The organism is Sphingopyxis fribergensis (genome assembly GCF_000803645.1).
Lineage (GTDB): Bacteria > Pseudomonadota > Alphaproteobacteria > Sphingomonadales > Sphingomonadaceae > Sphingopyxis > Sphingopyxis fribergensis.
Genome location: NZ_CP009122.1, coordinates 3,148,520 through 3,165,788, shown reverse-complemented (window position 1 = coordinate 3,165,788; position 17,269 = coordinate 3,148,520). Strand labels below are relative to the sequence as shown.

The 17,269-nt window shown below is 65.8% G+C and carries 15 protein-coding genes and 2 riboswitches; all 15 genes read left to right on the top strand.

The window, feature by feature from the left end:
- The first annotated feature begins 10 nt into the window (after window positions 1–10).
- The 15 genes from SKP52_RS14645 to gcvPA all read left to right on the top strand — a co-directional run bounded on the left by SKP52_RS14645 (window position 11) and on the right by gcvPA (window position 17,248).
- The gene (locus tag SKP52_RS14645; RefSeq protein ID WP_228383659.1) at window positions 11–1,228 is read left to right on the top strand and encodes an FtsW/RodA/SpoVE family cell cycle protein; all 1,218 of its coding nucleotides are present in this window, start codon (window positions 11–13) and stop codon (window positions 1,226–1,228) included.
- A gap of 10 nt (window positions 1,229–1,238) precedes the next feature.
- A complete protein-coding gene (gene murG, locus SKP52_RS14640; protein ID WP_039575900.1) occupies window positions 1,239–2,423 on the top strand; it encodes an undecaprenyldiphospho-muramoylpentapeptide beta-N-acetylglucosaminyltransferase in 1,185 nt (394 codons plus the stop codon).
- Complete coding sequence (gene murC, locus SKP52_RS14635) at window positions 2,423–3,853, top strand: UDP-N-acetylmuramate--L-alanine ligase (RefSeq protein ID WP_039575897.1); 1,431 nt, start codon at window positions 2,423–2,425, stop codon at window positions 3,851–3,853. Before murG ends, murC begins: the two co-directional genes overlap by 1 nt.
- The gene (gene murB, locus SKP52_RS14630; RefSeq protein ID WP_039575894.1) at window positions 3,850–4,749 is read left to right on the top strand and encodes a UDP-N-acetylmuramate dehydrogenase; all 900 of its coding nucleotides are present in this window, start codon (window positions 3,850–3,852) and stop codon (window positions 4,747–4,749) included. Before murC ends, murB begins: the two co-directional genes overlap by 4 nt.
- The gene (locus tag SKP52_RS14625; RefSeq protein WP_039575892.1) at window positions 4,746–5,672 is read left to right on the top strand and encodes a D-alanine--D-alanine ligase; all 927 of its coding nucleotides are present in this window, start codon (window positions 4,746–4,748) and stop codon (window positions 5,670–5,672) included. The genes murB and SKP52_RS14625 overlap by 4 nt, the downstream gene beginning before the upstream one ends.
- The gene (locus SKP52_RS14620) at window positions 5,669–6,607 is read left to right on the top strand and encodes a cell division protein FtsQ/DivIB (RefSeq protein WP_039575890.1); all 939 of its coding nucleotides are present in this window, start codon (window positions 5,669–5,671) and stop codon (window positions 6,605–6,607) included. Before SKP52_RS14625 ends, SKP52_RS14620 begins: the two co-directional genes overlap by 4 nt.
- A gap of 4 nt (window positions 6,608–6,611) precedes the next feature.
- Window positions 6,612–7,868, top strand: a complete 1,257-nt coding sequence (gene ftsA / locus SKP52_RS14615; protein WP_039575888.1) for a cell division protein FtsA — start codon at window positions 6,612–6,614, stop codon at window positions 7,866–7,868.
- A gap of 152 nt (window positions 7,869–8,020) precedes the next feature.
- A complete protein-coding gene (gene ftsZ / locus SKP52_RS14610) occupies window positions 8,021–9,475 on the top strand; it encodes a cell division protein FtsZ (protein ID WP_039575886.1) in 1,455 nt (484 codons plus the stop codon).
- Window positions 9,476–9,535: 60 nt separating this feature from the next.
- Window positions 9,536–11,383: a tetratricopeptide repeat protein gene (locus SKP52_RS27040; RefSeq protein WP_039575884.1), complete on the top strand. Its 1,848-nt coding sequence runs from the start codon at window positions 9,536–9,538 to the stop codon at window positions 11,381–11,383.
- Complete coding sequence (locus SKP52_RS14600) at window positions 11,380–12,552, top strand: deoxyguanosinetriphosphate triphosphohydrolase (protein ID WP_039575881.1); 1,173 nt, start codon at window positions 11,380–11,382, stop codon at window positions 12,550–12,552. Before SKP52_RS27040 ends, SKP52_RS14600 begins: the two co-directional genes overlap by 4 nt.
- Entirely contained in the window at window positions 12,545–13,192 is a 648-nt protein-coding gene (locus SKP52_RS14595; protein WP_039575879.1) for an NAD-dependent epimerase/dehydratase family protein, read from the top strand. Before SKP52_RS14600 ends, SKP52_RS14595 begins: the two co-directional genes overlap by 8 nt.
- 58 nt (window positions 13,193–13,250) lie before the next feature.
- A riboswitch (glycine riboswitch) is annotated at window positions 13,251–13,352 on the top strand.
- Window positions 13,353–13,456, top strand: a riboswitch (glycine riboswitch).
- A gap of 54 nt (window positions 13,457–13,510) precedes the next feature.
- Complete coding sequence (gene gcvT / locus SKP52_RS14590; protein ID WP_081997571.1) at window positions 13,511–14,647, top strand: glycine cleavage system aminomethyltransferase GcvT; 1,137 nt, start codon at window positions 13,511–13,513, stop codon at window positions 14,645–14,647.
- A gap of 3 nt (window positions 14,648–14,650) precedes the next feature.
- On the top strand, window positions 14,651–15,022 hold the full coding sequence (gcvH, locus tag SKP52_RS14585) for a glycine cleavage system protein GcvH (RefSeq protein WP_039575877.1): 372 nt from the start codon (window positions 14,651–14,653) through the stop codon (window positions 15,020–15,022).
- Between the two features lie 81 nt (window positions 15,023–15,103).
- Window positions 15,104–15,886, top strand: a complete 783-nt coding sequence (locus SKP52_RS14580; RefSeq protein ID WP_052208342.1) for a glycosyltransferase family 2 protein — start codon at window positions 15,104–15,106, stop codon at window positions 15,884–15,886.
- 3 nt (window positions 15,887–15,889) lie between these two features.
- Window positions 15,890–17,248 carry an aminomethyl-transferring glycine dehydrogenase subunit GcvPA gene (gcvPA, locus tag SKP52_RS14575; RefSeq protein ID WP_039575873.1) on the top strand — a complete coding sequence of 453 codons (1,359 nt, stop codon included), beginning with the start codon at window positions 15,890–15,892 and terminating at the stop codon, window positions 17,246–17,248.
- Window positions 17,249–17,269: the final 21 nt, after the last annotated feature.

Here is a 17,269-nt window from a genome sequence, read left to right as displayed (position 1 = left end):
GGGAGACAATATGGACACCACGACCGAAAGGCCGGTGATCGCTGCCACGCGCACGACGAAACGCCGCGGCCCGCGCCTCAGCCGCGCCGACCGCACCCCGCTGGGCCTGTGGTTCTGGGAAATCGACCGCGTCCTGCTGCTGCTCGTGTCGATCCTCGTCGCGGTCGGACTGGTCGCCGTGGCCGCCGCCTCGCCCGTCGCCGCGCAAAAACTGTCGACCTCGACTGCGTCGCTCGATCCGCTCTATTATTTCTATCGCCAGCTGATGTGGGTGGTGGTCGGCGTTCCGGTGATGCTCGCGGTGTCGATGCTGCCCAAGCCGCAGGCGCGGCGTTTTGCCATTTACGGCACGATCGCCTTTCTTTTCCTGCTTTTCATGGTGCCGCTCGTCGGGACCACGGTGAACGGCGCGCAGCGCTGGCTAGGCAGCGGCGTGTTCCGGCTCCAGCCGTCGGAATTTTTGAAGCCTTTTTTTGCGGTGGCGCTCGCATGGATCCTGTCGCTGCGGTTACACGACCAGAGTTTGCCGGTCGTGCCGCTCGCGCTTGCGCTGACCGGCGTGATTGCGCTGCTCCTGATGGGCCAACCCGACCTTGGCCAGACGGTTATCTTTGTCGCGACCTGGCTGGTGCTGGTGATGGTCGCGGGGCTGTCGATGCGTATCCTTGCAGGGCTTGCCGGGGCGGGGGTGGTCGGGCTTGTGCTCGCCTATTTCTTCTATCCGGTGGCGCAGCAGCGCATCAACATCTGGCTTTTTGCCGAGGGCGACAGCTTCCAGGTCGACAAGGCGCATGCGACGCTGACCGCGGGCGGCCTCATCGGCACTGGCCCCGGCGCGGGGCTGGCGAAGTTCCAACTGCCCGAGGCGCACACCGACTATATCTTTTCGGTGATCGGTGAAGAATTCGGGATGATTGCGTGTATCGGGATCGCGGTGCTCTATCTTGCGATCATCGTCCGCGTCCTTGTCCGCCTGCTCGACGAAGAGGATAGCTTCCTGATCCTCGCTGTCGCAGGGCTGATCGCGCAGTTCGGTGGGCAGGCAGTGATCAACATGGCGGTGAATACGCAGATCTTCCCATCGAAGGGGATGACGCTGCCGTTTATCAGCTATGGCGGCTCGTCGTTCATCGCATTGTCGATCGGAATGGGTTTGCTCTTGTCGCTGACCCGGCGGAACCCCTATGCGGCACGGGTGTCGATGACCCGAAACTGGAACAAGAAATGAGCGCCAAAAAATGACCGCGACGCGCCACTTTCTTCTCGCTGCCGGCGGGACGGGGGGACATATGCTGCCCGCCTACGCCCTCGCAGGCGAACTGATTTCGCGCGGACATCGCGTCGCGCTGGTCAGCGACGACCGCGGGCTCAAGATTCCGGGCGCTCCTGCCGAAATGGAAACGCACGTCCTGCCCGCCGGCCGGGTGTCGGGCGGGCCGATCGGCTGGATCAAGGCGGCACTCGCGATCTTCAAGGGGCGCCGGATGGCGATCGACCTGATCGGCGCGTTCGACCCCGCGGTCGTCGTCGGCTTTGGCGGCTATCCCTCGCTTCCCAGCCTGCTTGCCGCGGGCGCGACCAAGCGGCCGCGCGTGTTGCACGAACAAAATGCCGTGCTCGGCCGCGTCAACCGGATGATGGCGCCGCGCGTCGATGCCGTCGCGGTCGCTTACCATAATATCCAGCGTTATCCGGCGGGGCATGAACTCAAGAAGCATATCACCGGCAACCCGGTGCGCGACGAGATCGTCGCGATCCGCGAAGAGGGCTACCCACCGCTGCCCGAGGACGGCATCGTTCGTCTTCTCGTCGTTGGCGGCAGCCTCGGCGCGACGGTGCTCAGCGAAGTTGTGCCCGCCGCGATCGCGATGCTGCCCCCCGCGTTGCTCAGCCGTCTGCAAATCGTGCAGCAGTGCCGCGAGGCCGATCTGGAGACGGTGCGCGCCAAATATGCGGACCTGGGCGTCGCCGCCGAATGCGCCCCCTATATCGCCGATTTCCCCGAGCGGCTGCGCTGGGCGCATCTGGTGATCGCGCGTGCTGGCGCCTCGACCGTCGCCGAACTCGCCTGCGCCGGGCGGCCCGCGATCTTCGTACCCTATCCGAGCGCGATGGACGATCATCAGACCTATAATGTCGTCGACCTCGTCGAAGCGGGCGGGGCGATTTCGTTCGCGCAGCCCGATTTCACGCCGGCCGAGGTCGCGAAACATATCCAGCGCATGGCGCTCGAACCCGGCGCGCTCGAAAATGCCGCCGCGCGTGCCGCGAGCTGCGGCCTGCCCGACGCGACGCGCGATCTCGCCGATCTCGTCGAATCGCTCGCCGCGCCGCCGATGATGGACGTCATTCGCGTTGGCGCGTCGTCGAGTCAGCGTGCGGCTGCCAGCGGCATGGCCTCCGCCCGCACGGGAGAGCAATGATGCGCGGCGTCGCGACCGACATCGGCACCATCCATTTCATCGGCATCGGCGGCATCGGCATGTCGGGCATTGCCGAGGTGATGCACAATCTCGGCTATCAGGTGCAGGGCAGCGACATCGCCGACTCCTACGTCGTCGAAGGCCTGCGCAAGAAGGGCATTAAGGTCGCGATCGGCCACGAGGCGCATAATGTCGACGGCGCCCAGGTCGTCGTGACCTCCACGGCGGTCAAGCGCGGCAATCCCGAAGTCGAGGCCGCGCTTGCGCACCGGATTCCGCTGGTGCGCCGCGCCGAAATGCTCGCCGAGCTGATGCGCCTCAAATCGACCGTCGCCATCGCCGGCACGCACGGCAAGACGACGACGACCAGCCTCGTTGCGGCCTTGCTCGACGCGGGCGGGATCGACCCCACCGTGATCAACGGCGGCATCATCAACAACTACGGCTCGAACGCGCGCCTCGGCGCGTCGGACTGGATGGTGGTCGAGGCCGACGAGAGCGACGGCAGCTTCCTGCGCCTGGACGGCACGATCGCGGTCGTCACCAACATCGACCCCGAACATCTCGACCATTATGGCAGCTTCGACGCGATCAAGGACGCATTCGTCGAGTTCATCGAGAATGTGCCCTTTTATGGTGCGGCGATGCTGTGCCTCGACCATCCCGAGGTGCAGGCGATCATTCCGCGCATCCGCGACCGCCGCATCGTCACTTACGGCTTCTCGGCGCAGGCCGACGTGCGCGGCACCAATGTGACGCCGGGCCCCGACGGCAATCGCTTCGACGTCGTCGTGCGCGACCGCGATGGCCACAGCCGGACGATCGATGGCATCCATCTGCCGATGTCGGGCCGCCACAATGTCCAGAACTCGCTCGCGGCGATTGCCGTGGCGCTGCATATGGGCGTGTCGGACGACAAGATTGTGTCGGGCTTCCACGGCTTTGCCGGGGTAAAGCGCCGCTTTACCAAAGTCGGCGAGATCGCGGCGGGCGAGGGTGTCGTTACCGTGATCGACGATTATGCGCACCACCCTGTCGAGATCCGTGCTGTCCTGTCGGCTGCGCGCGAAGGGGCGGGGGCAGGGCGCGTGGTCGCCGTCGTCCAGCCGCACCGCTTCACGCGCCTTCGCGATCATATGGACGATTTCCAGCAGGCGTTTAACGACGCCGATATCGTGCTCGCGCTGCCCGTCTATACTGCGGGCGAGGCGCCCATCGACGGCGTGTCTTCGGATGCGCTGGTCGAAGGCCTACGCGACCGCGGCCACCGTCAGGCGAACGTCGTCGCCGACGTCGGCGCGCTTGCCTCCGCCATCGCCGCGAGCATCGCTGCGGGCGATCTTGGCGCGGGCGACAAGATCATCTGTCTTGGCGCTGGCGACATCACCAAGATGGCGGCGGGTTTGGCTGCTGCGGTCGAGGCGGCATGAGCGCGACCGACACCCTCCCAACCGTGCGCGGCAAGCTGACGGCGAAGGCCCCGCTCGCACCGCTCGTCTGGTTCAAGTCGGGCGGCCCCGCCGACTGGCTGTTTGAACCCCAGGACGCCGACGATCTCGCCGATTTCCTCCGCGATCTCGATCCCGCGGTGCCGGTGATGGCGCTCGGCCTTGGATCGAACCTGATCGTCCGTGATGGGGGCTTTCCGGGCGTCGTCGTCCGTCTCGGCAAAGCCTTCGCCAAGGTGGAGGCGATCGACGCGACGACCCTGCGTTGCGGTGGTGGCGCATCGGGCATCCTCGTCTCCTCGACCGCGCGCGATGCGGGCATCGCCGGCATGGAATTCCTCCGCTCGATCCCCGGCACCGTCGGCGGATTCGTGCGCATGAACGGCGGCGCCTATGGCGGAGAGGTAAAGGATATCCTGATCGATTGCGACGTTGTGCTACGCTCGGGCGAGCGCAAGACGCTGCCGCTCGCCGATCTCGGCTACACCTATCGCCATAGCGAACTGCCCGAAGGCGCCGTCGTGATCGGCGCGACCTTTCGCGGTCAGTCCGGCGAACCCGCAGCCATCCAGGCCGAAATGGACCGCATCTCGGCAAGCCGCGAGGCGTCGCAGCCGCTGCGCTCGAAGACCGGCGGCTCAACCTTCAAGAACCCTGATGGGCACAAGGCGTGGAAGCTCGTTGACGAGGCCGGCTGCCGTGGTTTCGCCGTCGGCGGCGCGCAGGTGAGCGAGAAGCACACCAATTTCCTGATCAACACCGGTGACGCGACGAGCGCCGATATTGAAGCACTCGGCGAGGAAGTCCGCCGCCGCGTGAAGGACAAGAGCGGCGTCGAGTTGCAATGGGAGATCCAGCGCGTGGGAGTGGCGAAGTGAGCCGGGGTCCGTGGCATGTCGCCGTCCTGATGGGCGGCTGGTCGGCCGAGCGCGAAGTATCGCTGATGAGCGGCAACGGTGTCGCCGATGCGCTCGAATCGCGCGGCCACAAGGTCACGCGCATCGATATGGACCGCGACGTCGCGCTGCGGCTCGCCGAGGCGAAACCCGATGTCGTGTTCAACGCGCTCCACGGCGTTCCGGGTGAAGACGGAACCGTGCAGGGCATGCTCGACCTGATGGGTCTCAAATATACGCACAGCGGCCTCGTCACCTCGGTGATCGCGATTGACAAGGAATTGACCAAGCAGGCGCTCGTGCCGCATGGAATCCCCATGCCGACGGGGACGATGGTCGACAGCGAAAGCCTCTTTACAATCGACCCCTTGCCGCGCCCCTATGTGTTGAAACCCGTCAACGAAGGATCGTCGGTCGGGGTCGCGATCGTCAAGGACGACAGCAATTATGGCAACCCGATCGCGCGCGAGGCCGTGGGGCCGTGGCAGGAATTCGACCGCTTGCTCGCCGAGCCTTTCATCAAAGGGCGCGAACTTACCGTCGCGGTCCTTGGCGACACCGCGCTCGCCGTCACCGAACTGCGCGTCAAGTCGGGCTTCTACGATTATGATGCCAAATATACCGACGGTCTGACCGAACATGTCTGCCCCGCCGACGTCCCCGATGACGTCGCGCAGCGGATGAAGGATCTGGCGCTGCAATCGCACCGCCTGCTTGGCTGCAAGGGCGCCTCGCGCTCGGATTTTCGCTGGGACGACGAACATGGCCTCGCGGGTATCTTCCTGCTCGAGGTCAACACCCAGCCGGGCATGACGCCACTCAGCCTCGTGCCCGAACAGGGACGCGCGGTGGGCATGGATTATGCCGAACTGGTCGAACGCATCGTGGGGGAAGCGTTATCATGAGCAAGACACAGATCAAGCGCGGAAAGGCGCCGCCGCGCCGGCCGACGCGCGCGCCGAAGAAGCGGCGGAAGGTGCAGACCTCGCGCCTCAACGCGATCATCAACGCGCTGCCGATCAGCCCGCAGCGGTTACAGAAGGTCGCCAACTGGACGATCGGGCTCAGCTTGTGCGCGGTCGTCGCCATTGCCGCGCACGCGACGGGCGTGACCGCAAAGATCCACGAGGAATATGCTCAGGCGGTCGGGCGCGCCGGTTTCCAGGTCAAGAAGGTCGAAGTCGTCGGGGCCGACCGCATCGACCGGCTGAAGGTTTATGACATTGCGCTCGCGCAGAAGGACCGCTCGATGGCGGCGGTCGATCTTGAGGACGTGCGCGCCGACCTGATGCGCTACGGCTGGATCAAGGATGCGCGCGTGTCGCGCCGCCTGCCCGACACGCTTGTCGTCGACATCGTCGAGCGTACCCCGGCGGCGATTTGGCAGCATAATAATCGCCTGTCGCTGATCGACGAAAAGGGCGTCGTGCTCGAACCCGTCACCGTTGCGACGATGCCCGACCTGCCGCTTGTCATCGGACCGAAGGCGAACCAGCGCTCGCAGGATCTCGACCGTCTGCTGACCGAGGCGAGCAGCCTCAAGGAATTGCTCGCGGGTGCGACGTGGGTCGGCAACCGCCGTTGGGACCTGCGCTTCCGTAGCGGTGAGACGCTATCGCTTCCTGAAGGCGAAGCCGAGGCCAAGGCGGCGCTCGCCAAATTCGCGCATATGGACGGTGCCAATCGTTTGCTCGGCCGCGGCATCCTGCGTTTTGATATGCGCGATCCCGCGCGCTTCGTGCTACGCCTGCCGCACGAAGGGCAGGTGGCTCCCGCGAAGCTCGACGATGCGCGCGCCGCGGTCGATGCCGTCGCCGCCGCGACGTCGAACGAAGGATAAGGCCATGGCGCCGCCGCGCATCGAAAAGATCATCACCGCGCTCGATGTCGGGTCGTGGAAGGTCTGCGCGCTGATCGCGGGGCAAACCGCCGACGGCCAACTCCACGTGCTCGGCACGGGGCAGCGCGAAAGCCGCGGCGTCCAGCGCGGTTATGTCGCCGACATGGAGCAGACCGAGCATATCGTGCGCGAGGCGATCGAACAGGCTGAGCGCATCGCCGGGCTTAATATCGACGATGTGTGGGTCAGCTTTTCGGCGGGCGGGCTGCTCAGCGACGTCGCGCCGATCGAAAGCGAACTTGGTGGTCACCGCATCGAACGGGAAGATGTCGACGACCTGCTCGCCGCGGGGCGCGCGGGCATCGATCCCGAAGGCCGCATGATCCTTCATGCGCAGCCCGCGCTCTACACGATCGACGGGCTGACCGGGGTCAAGAACCCGATCGGCCTCCACGCCGACCGGCTCGGTGTCGATATCCATATCATCATGGCCGACGGCGCCCCGGTGCGAAATCTCGAGGCCGCAGTCCGCCAGGCGCATCTTGACGTCAACGCCGTCGTCGCTTCCCCGATCGCGGCGGGGCTCGCCTGTCTTTCGGACGAGGAACGTGACCTTGGCGTCGCGCTCGTCGAACTCGGCGCGGCGGTGACCACCGTGTCGCTCTATGCCGGCGGGATGCTCGTCGAAATGGCGTCGCTGCCTTTTGGCGCCAGCGACATCACCGACGACATCGCCTCGGCCTTCGGTATCCGGCGCAGCCAGGCACAGCGGCTCCAGAGTTTCTACGGCTCGGCCTCGGCCAGTCCGCGCGACAATAATGAGATCATCGAGCTCGAACCCGGCGCGCAGGCCAACGGGGATTCCCCGCGCATCACGCGCGCGCAATTGGTCGCGGTGATCCGCCAGCGGCTCGATGCGATGATGGGCGAGATCGGCCGGACGCTCAAGGATCTGCATTTCGTCGGTCCCATCGGGCGCCAGGTCGTGCTCGTCGGCGGCGGCGCCGACCTCAAAGGCATCGCCGACTACACGCAAAGCGCGCTCGGCCGCGCCGCACGCGTCGGGCGACCGCGCGGCTTGCACGGACTGCCCGATGCGCATAGTGGCCCTGCTTTCGCGACGCTCGCGGGTCTGGTTCTCTATGCCGCGTCGGACCCCGTCGACCTCCGCGATCTGCCGATGATGGCACAGGATGTGTACAAGCCGGCAGGAACCTCGATCCTCCACCGGCTGATGGCCGCATTGAAAAGCAGTTTTTAGATGATACGCGACGAAAAGGTTAATTTTTTGGATGATTCCCACGTCACAATAGTGCAATGCGGTAATAGAAAACCGGGCGGACGGACTACCGCCCGGCTGGGTCGCAAGGTTGGGGAAGCGGCACCTGTCCGCCGCTGCAGGGAGACTTTCTGATGAGCATCAATATTGGCCCGCCGCAGGTCGACGAGCTGAAGCCGCGCATCGCGGTGATCGGCGTCGGCGGCGCGGGCGGCAATGCCATCGCAAACATGATCGCGGCGCGCGTCGAGGGGGTCGATTTCATCGTCGCCAACACGGACGCGCAGGCGCTCAACGCTTCGCCGGCCGAACGGCGCATCCAGCTGGGGACGCAAATCACCCAGGGACTGGGCGCGGGTTCGCGGCCCGAGGTTGGCCGCGCGGCCGCCGAGGAAAGCATTGCGCAGGTCGAAGAGGCGCTGAACGGCGCGCATATGTGCTTCGTCGCGGCCGGCATGGGCGGCGGCACCGGCACCGGTGCGGCGCCTGTGATCGCCAAGGCAGCGCGCGACCGCGGCATTCTGACCGTTGGCGTCGTGACCAAGCCCTTTACCTTCGAAGGCCAGCGCCGCATGCGTTCAGCGGACTCGGGCATTGCTGAGCTGCAGGATCATGTCGACACGCTGATCGTCATCCCGAACCAGAATCTCTTCCTGGTCGCCAATCCGAACACGACCTTCAAAGAAGCCTTCACGATGGCGGATGAAGTGCTGCAGCAGGGCGTTCGCGGCATCACCGACCTGATGGTCATGCCCGGCCTGATCAACCTCGACTTCGCCGACGTGCGCAGCGTGATGCGCGAGATGGGCAAGGCGATGATGGGCACTGGTGAAGCCGAAGGCGACGGTCGTGCACTCGAAGCCGCGCAAAAGGCGATCGCCAACCCGCTGCTCGACGGCGTGTCGATGGCGGGCGCCAAGGGCGTTATCATCTCGATCACCGGCGGCGAGGACATGCGCCTGATGGAAGTCGACGAGGCTGCGAACCACATTCGCGAACTGGTCGACCCCGACGCCAACATCATCTGGGGCAGCGCGTTCAACGACAGCCTCGACGGCAAGATCCGCGTATCGGTGGTCGCCACCGGCATCGACAGCAATGGCGAAGTCGCTCAGGCATCTCCTGCGACGCGCAGCTTCTCCTTCGCTCCCGCGCGCGCGGCGACGCCCGCACCGGTGGCGGAAGAGGCCGTCGCACCCGCGGTTCGCGAAGAGCCAGTCGTCGAAGCCTCTGCGGCCGAAGACAAGGATCCAGCCCCCGGCTTCTCGCTGGGCGATGCCGAGCCCGAAGCTCCGGCAGCGGTTGCCGGAGAAGAGCCGATGGAATTGTCGCAGGTCGCCGCGACCTATGACGATACCGCGGACGAACTCGTGCTCGACGCGCCCGAAGCACCGGCCGAATATCGCTCGGCGCCCGCTGCGGATCCGACACCTGCCGACGAAGCGCCCGCGCGGTCGATCGGCGGCGGTACGTTGTTCGAGCGCATGTCGCGCCTGTCGCGCGGGGCTTCGGCACCCGAAAGCGACGAAGGTGGCAAGGAAGACGGGGTCGATATCCCGCGCTTCCTGGGGCGTCAGAACAACCAGTAACGGGGCTATCGAGCGGCCGCCCGCCGGGCACGGCAGGCCGGAAATCGGGATGAGTTGCCCATGCGGCAAGCGAAATTGACGGCGAAGCCGGCGCGCGCACGGCGGATTGTCTGCGTGCTCGGCGCGCTGTTGCTTGGGGCGGCTCTTATCGAGCCTGCCCAGGCGCTGCAGGTGACGCCTCCCGATGCCGCGACCCGCGTGGCGATGCAGAAGCGAACGGCCGCGCGCACGCTCCTTTCGTCAGCCCTCGCGCGTATCGCATCGAACAACAGCGACACCGCGGCGCTGCTCGACGCCGGTCGTGCGTCGATCGAGCTGGAAGATTACCGCGCCGCGATCGGCTTTCTTGTCCGCGCTGAACAGGCGAGCCCGCGCGACGGGGCGGTCAAGGCCGCGCTCGGTTCGGCAATGGTCCATTCCGAAAATCCAACGCGCGCGCTCGACTATTTCGGCGAGGCCCAGCTCCTCGGCGCGTCGGAACGGCTGTTTCTCGCCGATCGGGGTCTCGCGCGCGATCTACTAGGCCAACAGGATGCGGCGCAGCGCGATTACCAGCTCGCGCTGTCGATCACCCCGAACGACGAACTGACGCGGCGCTATGCACTGTCACTCGGGATCAGCGGCGAGGCCGATCGCGCGATCCAGATGCTGACACCGCAGCTGCGCGCGCAGGACCGCGGCGCCTGGCGGCTCCGCGCGATGATTCTCGCGATGAACGGCCGCGACAAGGAGGCGACCGAGATCGTCAACGCGACGATGCCGCCCGCGATGGCACAGAATATCATGCCCTATTTGGTCCAGATGGACCGGCTCAATCCAGCGCAGCAGGCGGCGGCCGCGCATTTCGGCCGCTTTCCGAACGGCCAGCTTGGTCCCAAACGCCAACCGGTCCAGGTCGCCGCTGCGACGCCGCCGCCTTCGTCGCCGTCGGCAGCAACGGGCAAGCGGCAAGCGACGGGCGGCAAGCGGCAAACGGCCGCGTCTGCGGCGCCCACGCCGGTGACGGCCGTGCGGAAACCCGCTACCTTGCCCGCAGCAAAGCCGCCAGTTTCGACTGCATCGGCCACTACCGCTCCGACCGCCAAATGGCCCACCGCCACGCCGTCGTCCGGCTCGTCGATTCGACCGGCGGTAAGTTCGTCGACGCCGATGACCACACCGGCGCCGGTTCCCGCCGCATCCGTATCAGCGCCGACGCAGGTACCGGCATCCGCACTGCCCGCGGCCGGGCCGGAACCCGTCGGCACGGTCGTCGATGCCCACAAGGGGCCGGTTGGCCCCGGCTTTTCGATCGCCGACATGGGCCGCTCGACCGCCGCAGTGCCGAGTTCGGCGCCGACGCCCAGCACGATCGAGCCGACTACACCGCCGTCTTCTGCTGGAGCGGTGGTGCGTGCACCGGTTTCGGCGGCACCGCTGGCTTCGCTCGCCGACATCGTCGGTTCGATCGAAATTCCGGCTGAGGAACTGGCCCAGACCGACAATGCGATCGGGGCCGACATGCTTGCCAAGCTGGTCGCGGACAAGCGCAAGGCCGATGCCGCCGAAGCGGCCAAGCGCGAGAAAGACAGCGCAGCCGCGAAAGCCAAGGCCGAAGCGGACGCGAAGGCAAAGGAAGAGGCGGCCGAGAAAAAGGCTAATCCCGCGCGCATCTGGGTGCAGGTCGCGACCGGCGCCAATGCCAAGGCGCTCGCGACCGACTTCGGCAAATTCGCCAAGAAGAGCCCTGCGGTGTTCAAGGGCAAGGCGGGTGCCACGACCGAATGGGGCAAGACGCGGCGCCTGCTCGTCGGTCCGTTCAAGGATCGCAAGGCGGCACAGGATTGGCTGGGCGATTACAAAAAGGCGGGCGGCGACGGCTTCCTCTTCAACAGCGAGGCGGGCCAAGCCGTCGATCCGATCAAGTGAGCGTTGCCGACTGCGCCAGCGATCCCGCATATAGCCGCGGGCGTCTTCACGCCGAGCTCGGCCGTGTGGTGCGCGGCCCGCGCGACGATTTTCAGCGCGACCGGGACCGAATCATCCATTCGATCGCCTTTCGGCGCCTGCGCCACAAGACGCAGGTGTTCGTTGCCCCGGACGGCGACCATTATCGTGTACGGCTGACCCACAGTATCGAGGTTGCGCAAATCGGGCGCGGCATCGCGCGCGCGCTCGGGCTGAACGAGGATCTGACCGAAGCTTTGTGCCTCGCGCACGATATCGGCCATCCGCCCTTCGGCCATGCCGGCGAAGATGCGCTGAAGGCCGCGATGGCGGCGCATGGCGGCTTCGATCATAATGGTCATACACTGCGGACGCTGGCGGCGCTCGAATGTCCTTATCCGCTTTTCGATGGACTCAACCTGACGTGGGAAACGCTCGAGGGGCTCGCGAAGCATAACGGCCCGGTGACGAACCCCGGCTGGGCGCTTGCCGAAATCGACGGCAATTTCGGGCTCGACTTGGGTAGCTATGCCAGCCTCGAAGCGCAGATTGCCGCGGTCGCCGACGATATTGCCTATGACAATCACGACATCGACGACGGCCTCCGCGCAGGATTGCTCTGCCTTGACCAGCTGATGGAACAGCCTTTCGTCGCGGCCAACTTCCGCGCCGTTGAAAGGCGTTTCCCCGGCGCGCCGCGCGACCGGCTGCTCCGCGAGCTTGTCCGCGACCAGATCGGCGTGATGGTCAATGATGTGATCGCGGCGACCAGGGCCAATGTTAGCGCGGCGGGTGCCGCGAGCGTCGACGAGGTGCGCGCTGCGGGTCGCACGCTCGGCGGTTTCTCGCCGGGTCTTGCGGCGGAGGAGCGCGATCTCAAGCGTTTCATGTACGCCAATCTCTATCACCACCCCGAACAGGTCGCCGCCGCCGAAGCGGCTAACGAAGTCGTGGGGCGGTTGTTCGCCGCCTATGCAGACAACCCGCGGTTGATGGGCGAGGATTGGTCGGGGCGTCTGCCGGGAGAAGAATGCGCGACAAATCGGCACATCGGTGATTATATCGCGGGCATGACCGACCGTTTCGCCATCGACCGCTACGCCGACATCTTCGGCCGCGATGCGGTGCCCACGGCGCTGGCGCATGCCTGACGCGCTGATCGTCGGCGCGACGGGGCTTGTCGGGCGCGCGGTGATCGAACGGTTCGGCAGCACGCCGGTCACCGTCCTCGCACGCCGCGATGTTGATGGATTGGCGCCGCATCACAACCAGCTAATCGCCCCCACCGACCGCTGGCCCGAAACCATCGCTGCCGAAAAACCGGCGGTCCTGATCTGCTGCCTTGGCACCACGATCCGGCAGGCCGGATCGCAGGAGGCGTTTCGTGCCGTCGATCACGACCTCGTCCTCGCCGCGGCCAGCGCGGCCAAGAGCGCCGGGACGCCGCATATGATCTTGGTCAGCTCGGTCGGCGCTGCGGCGAAAAGCGGCAATTTTTACCTCCGTACCAAAGGGCAGACCGAAGACGACCTCCGCGCGCTCGGCTTCGACCGGCTCGACCTGATCCGCCCCGGCCTGCTCCGCGGCGACCGGCCCGGGCCGCAGCGATTGGGCGAGGGGATCGCAACGATCGCGGCACCACTGACCGACGCGCTGCTCCACGGCGCCTTTCGCCGCTACCGTTCGATTTCGGGCGATACCGTCGCCGCGGCGATCGTCGCGCTGGCGCGGCGGGGTGGTTCGGGCGTGCATATCCACGAAAACGACGATATCCGCGCGCTCGCCGATTGACTCCGCAAAAGGGCGGCGCCAAGGCTCGGGCGTCTGTCGGGTCTCGCCAAGGGATTCGACCGGCCGCGCGGGAGAGCGTGAGGGCAGGGCAACCGGCGCCTCACCACCGAAGGAGCAACCGCCCCGGAAACTCTCAGGTCAAAAGGACCGCGCAGGCTGGAACGGACACTCTGGAAAGCGTTCCGGCCCTAAACCGGAACCACCGAAGGGGTAACCCCATGATATGGGGGAAAACTCTCAGGTTCCCGTGACAGAGGGGGCATGGCGCAAGGCGCGGCGATGGGCCGCGCATACGCTATGCAACCGCGGGAGACTGGCATGACCGACACGGAATTTACGGGCGACGAAGCGGCGATCGACACCGCGACGCTGCCGCTCGACGCCTGGCACCGCGCCAAGGGCGGCCGGATGGTCGAATTCGCGGGCTACTGGATGCCGATCCAGTATGAAGGCATCATGGCCGAACATTTGTGGGTACGCGAAAACGCTGGCCTGTTCGACGTCAGCCATATGGGGCAGTTGGCGCTGTCGGGCGACAATGTCGCCGAGGCGCTCGAAACGCTCCTTCCCGGCGATATCGTGGGGCTGAAGCCCGGCCGCATGCGTTATTCGCTGTTACTCGACGAAGACGGTGGCATCCTCGACGATCTGATGATCACCAACGAAGGCGACCAGTTCGGCATCGTCGTCAACGGCGCGGTGAAATGGGAAGATATCGGGCATCTGCGCGAAAATCTGCCTGACGATATCACGCTCAATCACAATGAGGATTATGGCCTGCTCGCGCTGCAGGGGCCGAAGGCGGTCGATGCGCTGGCGCGCCTGGTGCCCGAGGCGGCGAGCCTCGTTTTCATGCAGGCGGCGCGCGCGATCTGGAACGGTCATGCGATTGGGCTCAGCCGCTCGGGTTACACCGGTGAAGATGGATTCGAGATTTCGCTGCCGAACGAGGCGCTTGAGGCCTTCGCCGACGCGCTCTGCGCGATGGCGGAGGTAAAACCGATCGGCCTCGGCGCGCGCGATTCGTTGCGGCTCGAGGCGGGCCTGCCGCTCTACGGCCACGACCTGACTCCCGCGATCGACCCTGTCGAAGCCGACCTCGGCTTCGCGGTCAGCAAGCGCCGCCGCGAGGAAGAAAATTTCCCCGGCGCGGCGCGAATTCTCGGCCATCTCGAAGACGGTCCGCCGCGCAAACGCGTCGGTCTGCTCGTCGACGGCAAGCTGCCGGTGCGTGAAGGCGCGAAGCTGTTCGACGGCGAGGACGAGATCGGCGTCGTGACGTCGGGCGGCTTTGCGCCGAGCGTCGGCGCGCCGATCGCGATGGGCTATGTTCCGCGCGACCATGCCGTAGCCGGTACCGCGATCGCCGCCGAGGTGCGCGGCAAGCTGGTCCATTGCACCGTGACGGCAATGCCCTTTGTTCCGCATAATTACATCCGTAAAACAGGAGGTTGAGTGATGCCGCGTTATTTTACCGAAGAGCATGAGTGGATCGACGTTGACGGCGACGTCGCGACGGTCGGCATTACCGACTTCGCGCAAGGCCAGCTCGGCGACATCGTCTTTGTCGAGGTTCCCGACACCGGTGCCGAATTGACCGCGGGCGGCGACGCCGCGGTCGTCGAATCGGTGAAAGCGGCAAGCGACGTCTATGCCCCCGTCGACGGCACCGTGACCGAAGGCAATGGCCAGCTCGAGGAAGATCCCGCGCTCGTCAATTCGGACCCCGAAGGCGAAGGCTGGTTCTTCCGCATGACGCTAGGCGACAAGAGCCAGCTCGACGGGCTGATGGACGCGAAAGCGTACAAGGCTTTCTGCGACGCGCTGTAACCATCCCCCGGCCCCTCCCGCACGCGGGAGGGGGGAGATAATCTGATCGCAACCGATCCCGCCCTCGCCAACTGCCGCCTGATGGTGGCGACGCCCATCTATGAAGGGGCGCAGGGCACCTATGTGCGCTCGGCGCTCGATCTGGCGCTGAAGGCGCAGTCGCAGGGCATTTCGGTCCGGTTCGAATTCATCCTCTATCAACCGTCGATCACGCGGGCGCGCAACATATTAGCGGCGATGTTCCTCGCGAGCGATTGCACGCATATGCTGTTCGTCGATGCCGATATCGACTTCGCCTCGGACGATGTGTTTTCGATGGTACGGGCGATGGCGGATCGGCCCGAATGCGCCGTGCTTGGCGCCGCCTATCCGCGGCGGATGGTGAACTGGCGCAACGTCGCGCTCGCGGTTGAGCGGGGATTTGGCAGGGAGGACCCGGCCGATCTTGCACGCTTTGCGGGCGATTTCGCGCTGCAGTTTCTCGATCCGACCCAAAGTTTCGCCCTGACGGATCTCGTCGAATTGTCGCGGCTCGGCACGGCGATGATGCTCATCCGCCGCGACGTGCTCGAAACGCTGCGCGATACGCTTCCGGGCATCGCGTTCCGGCCCGATCCGTCCGAGCGCGATGCGCATGGCGTCGGCGAATATGAAGCCGCCTGCTTCTCGCCGATGGTCGAAGCCGAAACGCAGGCGCTCTTGTCCGACGACTATGCCTTTTGCCGACGCGTGCGCGACGCAGGCTTCCGCATCTGGCTCGCCCCCTGGGTCAGCACGACGCACAGCGGTCCCGCGATATTCCGCGGTTCGCTGGCCGATGTCGCGCAGCTTCTTTCCGCAAATTCAGCCTCTTCTCCGGAGTAGTTCATGCGTTACCTCCCCCTGACATCCGATGACCGCGTGGCGATGCTCGCAACCATCGGCGCATCTTCGATCGACGACCTGTTCGTCGACGTTCCCGCCGAAGCGCGGCTCGATGGTCCGATCGCGGGCCTGCCGATGCACGCCAGCGAACTCGCCGTGGAGCGCCACATGGCGGCGCTGTCGCGCCAGAATCGCGCGGCCGGTGACGGTCCCTTCTTCCTCGGCGCGGGTGCCTATCGCCACCATGTGCCGGCGAGCGTCGATCACCTGATCCAGCGCGGCGAATTCCTCACCGCCTACACGCCGTATCAGCCTGAAATCGCGCAGGGCACGCTGCAGATGCTGTTCGAATTCCAGTCGCAGGTCGCCCGCCTGCTCGGCACCGACGTCGCCAATGCGTCGATGTACGACGGCTCGACCGCATGTTGGGAAGCGATCGTCATGGCGCGCCGAATCACCAAGCGCGCCAAGGCTTTGCTCTCGACCGGCCTTCACCCGCATTATCGCAGCGTCGCGCGTACGATGGCGAAATATACCGGCGACGTGCTCGTTGATGGCGACCCCAGCCTCGAAGCCGGCACCGACTGGGCGGCGCTGGCGGACAGCATCGACAAGGAAACGAACTGCGTCGTCGTCCAATATCCCGACATTCTCGGGCGTATCGACGATATGACAAAGCTTGCCGAAGCGTGCCAGTCTGCGGGCGCGCTGCTGATCGCGGTCGTCACCGAACCTGTCGCGCTGGGTCTGATCAAATCCCCCGGTGAAATGGGCGCCGACATCGTAGTGGGCGAGGGCCAGTCGCTCGGCGTCGGACTGCAATTCGGCGGGCCTTATGTCGGCCTCTTCGCCTGCAAGACCAAATATGTCCGACAGATGCCGGGGCGCCTCTGCGGTGAAACCGTCGACGCGAACGGCAAGCGCGGATTCGTGCTCACGCTCTCGACGCGCGAACAGCATATCCGCCGCGAGAAGGCGACGAGCAATATCTGCACGAACTCAGGTCTTTGTGCGCTGGCTTTCAGCATTCATATGACCTTGCTTGGCGAGGCCGGGCTGCGCCAGCTTGCGGCGATCAACCATAGCCGCGCCAAGGCGGCAGCGGCCGAACTCGCCAAGGTCCCCGGCGTGTCGGTGCTCAACACCGGCTTCTTCAACGAATTCACGCTGCTGCTCCCGACCGAGGCGCGGCCGGTGATCCACAAGCTTGCGGAGAGGGGGGTGCTCGGCGGTGTTTCGCTTGGCCGTCTCTATCCCGACAATGCGGGGCTCGCGAACGGCCTCGTCGTCGCCGTCACCGAAACCGTTACCGAGGCGGATATCGCCGCCTTCGCCGCTGCCCTGAAGGAGGTGCTGGCATGACCGCGCTCAACCGCGCCGGCT

Coding starts and splice junctions, on each gene's coding strand:
- SKP52_RS14645 (WP_228383659.1), top strand. CDS start 11: ATGGACACCACGACCGAAAGGCCGGTGATCGCTGCCACGCGCACGACG.
- murG (WP_039575900.1), top strand. CDS start 1,239: ATGACCGCGACGCGCCACTTTCTTCTCGCTGCCGGCGGGACGGGGGGA.
- murC (WP_039575897.1), top strand. CDS start 2,423: ATGCGCGGCGTCGCGACCGACATCGGCACCATCCATTTCATCGGCATC.
- murB (WP_039575894.1), top strand. CDS start 3,850: ATGAGCGCGACCGACACCCTCCCAACCGTGCGCGGCAAGCTGACGGCG.
- SKP52_RS14620 (WP_039575890.1), top strand. CDS start 5,669: ATGAGCAAGACACAGATCAAGCGCGGAAAGGCGCCGCCGCGCCGGCCG.
- ftsA (WP_039575888.1), top strand. CDS start 6,612: ATGGCGCCGCCGCGCATCGAAAAGATCATCACCGCGCTCGATGTCGGG.
- ftsZ (WP_039575886.1), top strand. CDS start 8,021: ATGAGCATCAATATTGGCCCGCCGCAGGTCGACGAGCTGAAGCCGCGC.
- SKP52_RS27040 (WP_039575884.1), top strand. CDS start 9,536: ATGCGGCAAGCGAAATTGACGGCGAAGCCGGCGCGCGCACGGCGGATT.
- SKP52_RS14595 (WP_039575879.1), top strand. CDS start 12,545: ATGCCTGACGCGCTGATCGTCGGCGCGACGGGGCTTGTCGGGCGCGCG.
- gcvT (WP_081997571.1), top strand. CDS start 13,511: ATGACCGACACGGAATTTACGGGCGACGAAGCGGCGATCGACACCGCG.
- gcvH (WP_039575877.1), top strand. CDS start 14,651: ATGCCGCGTTATTTTACCGAAGAGCATGAGTGGATCGACGTTGACGGC.
- SKP52_RS14580 (WP_052208342.1), top strand. CDS start 15,104: ATGGTGGCGACGCCCATCTATGAAGGGGCGCAGGGCACCTATGTGCGC.
- gcvPA (WP_039575873.1), top strand. CDS start 15,890: ATGCGTTACCTCCCCCTGACATCCGATGACCGCGTGGCGATGCTCGCA.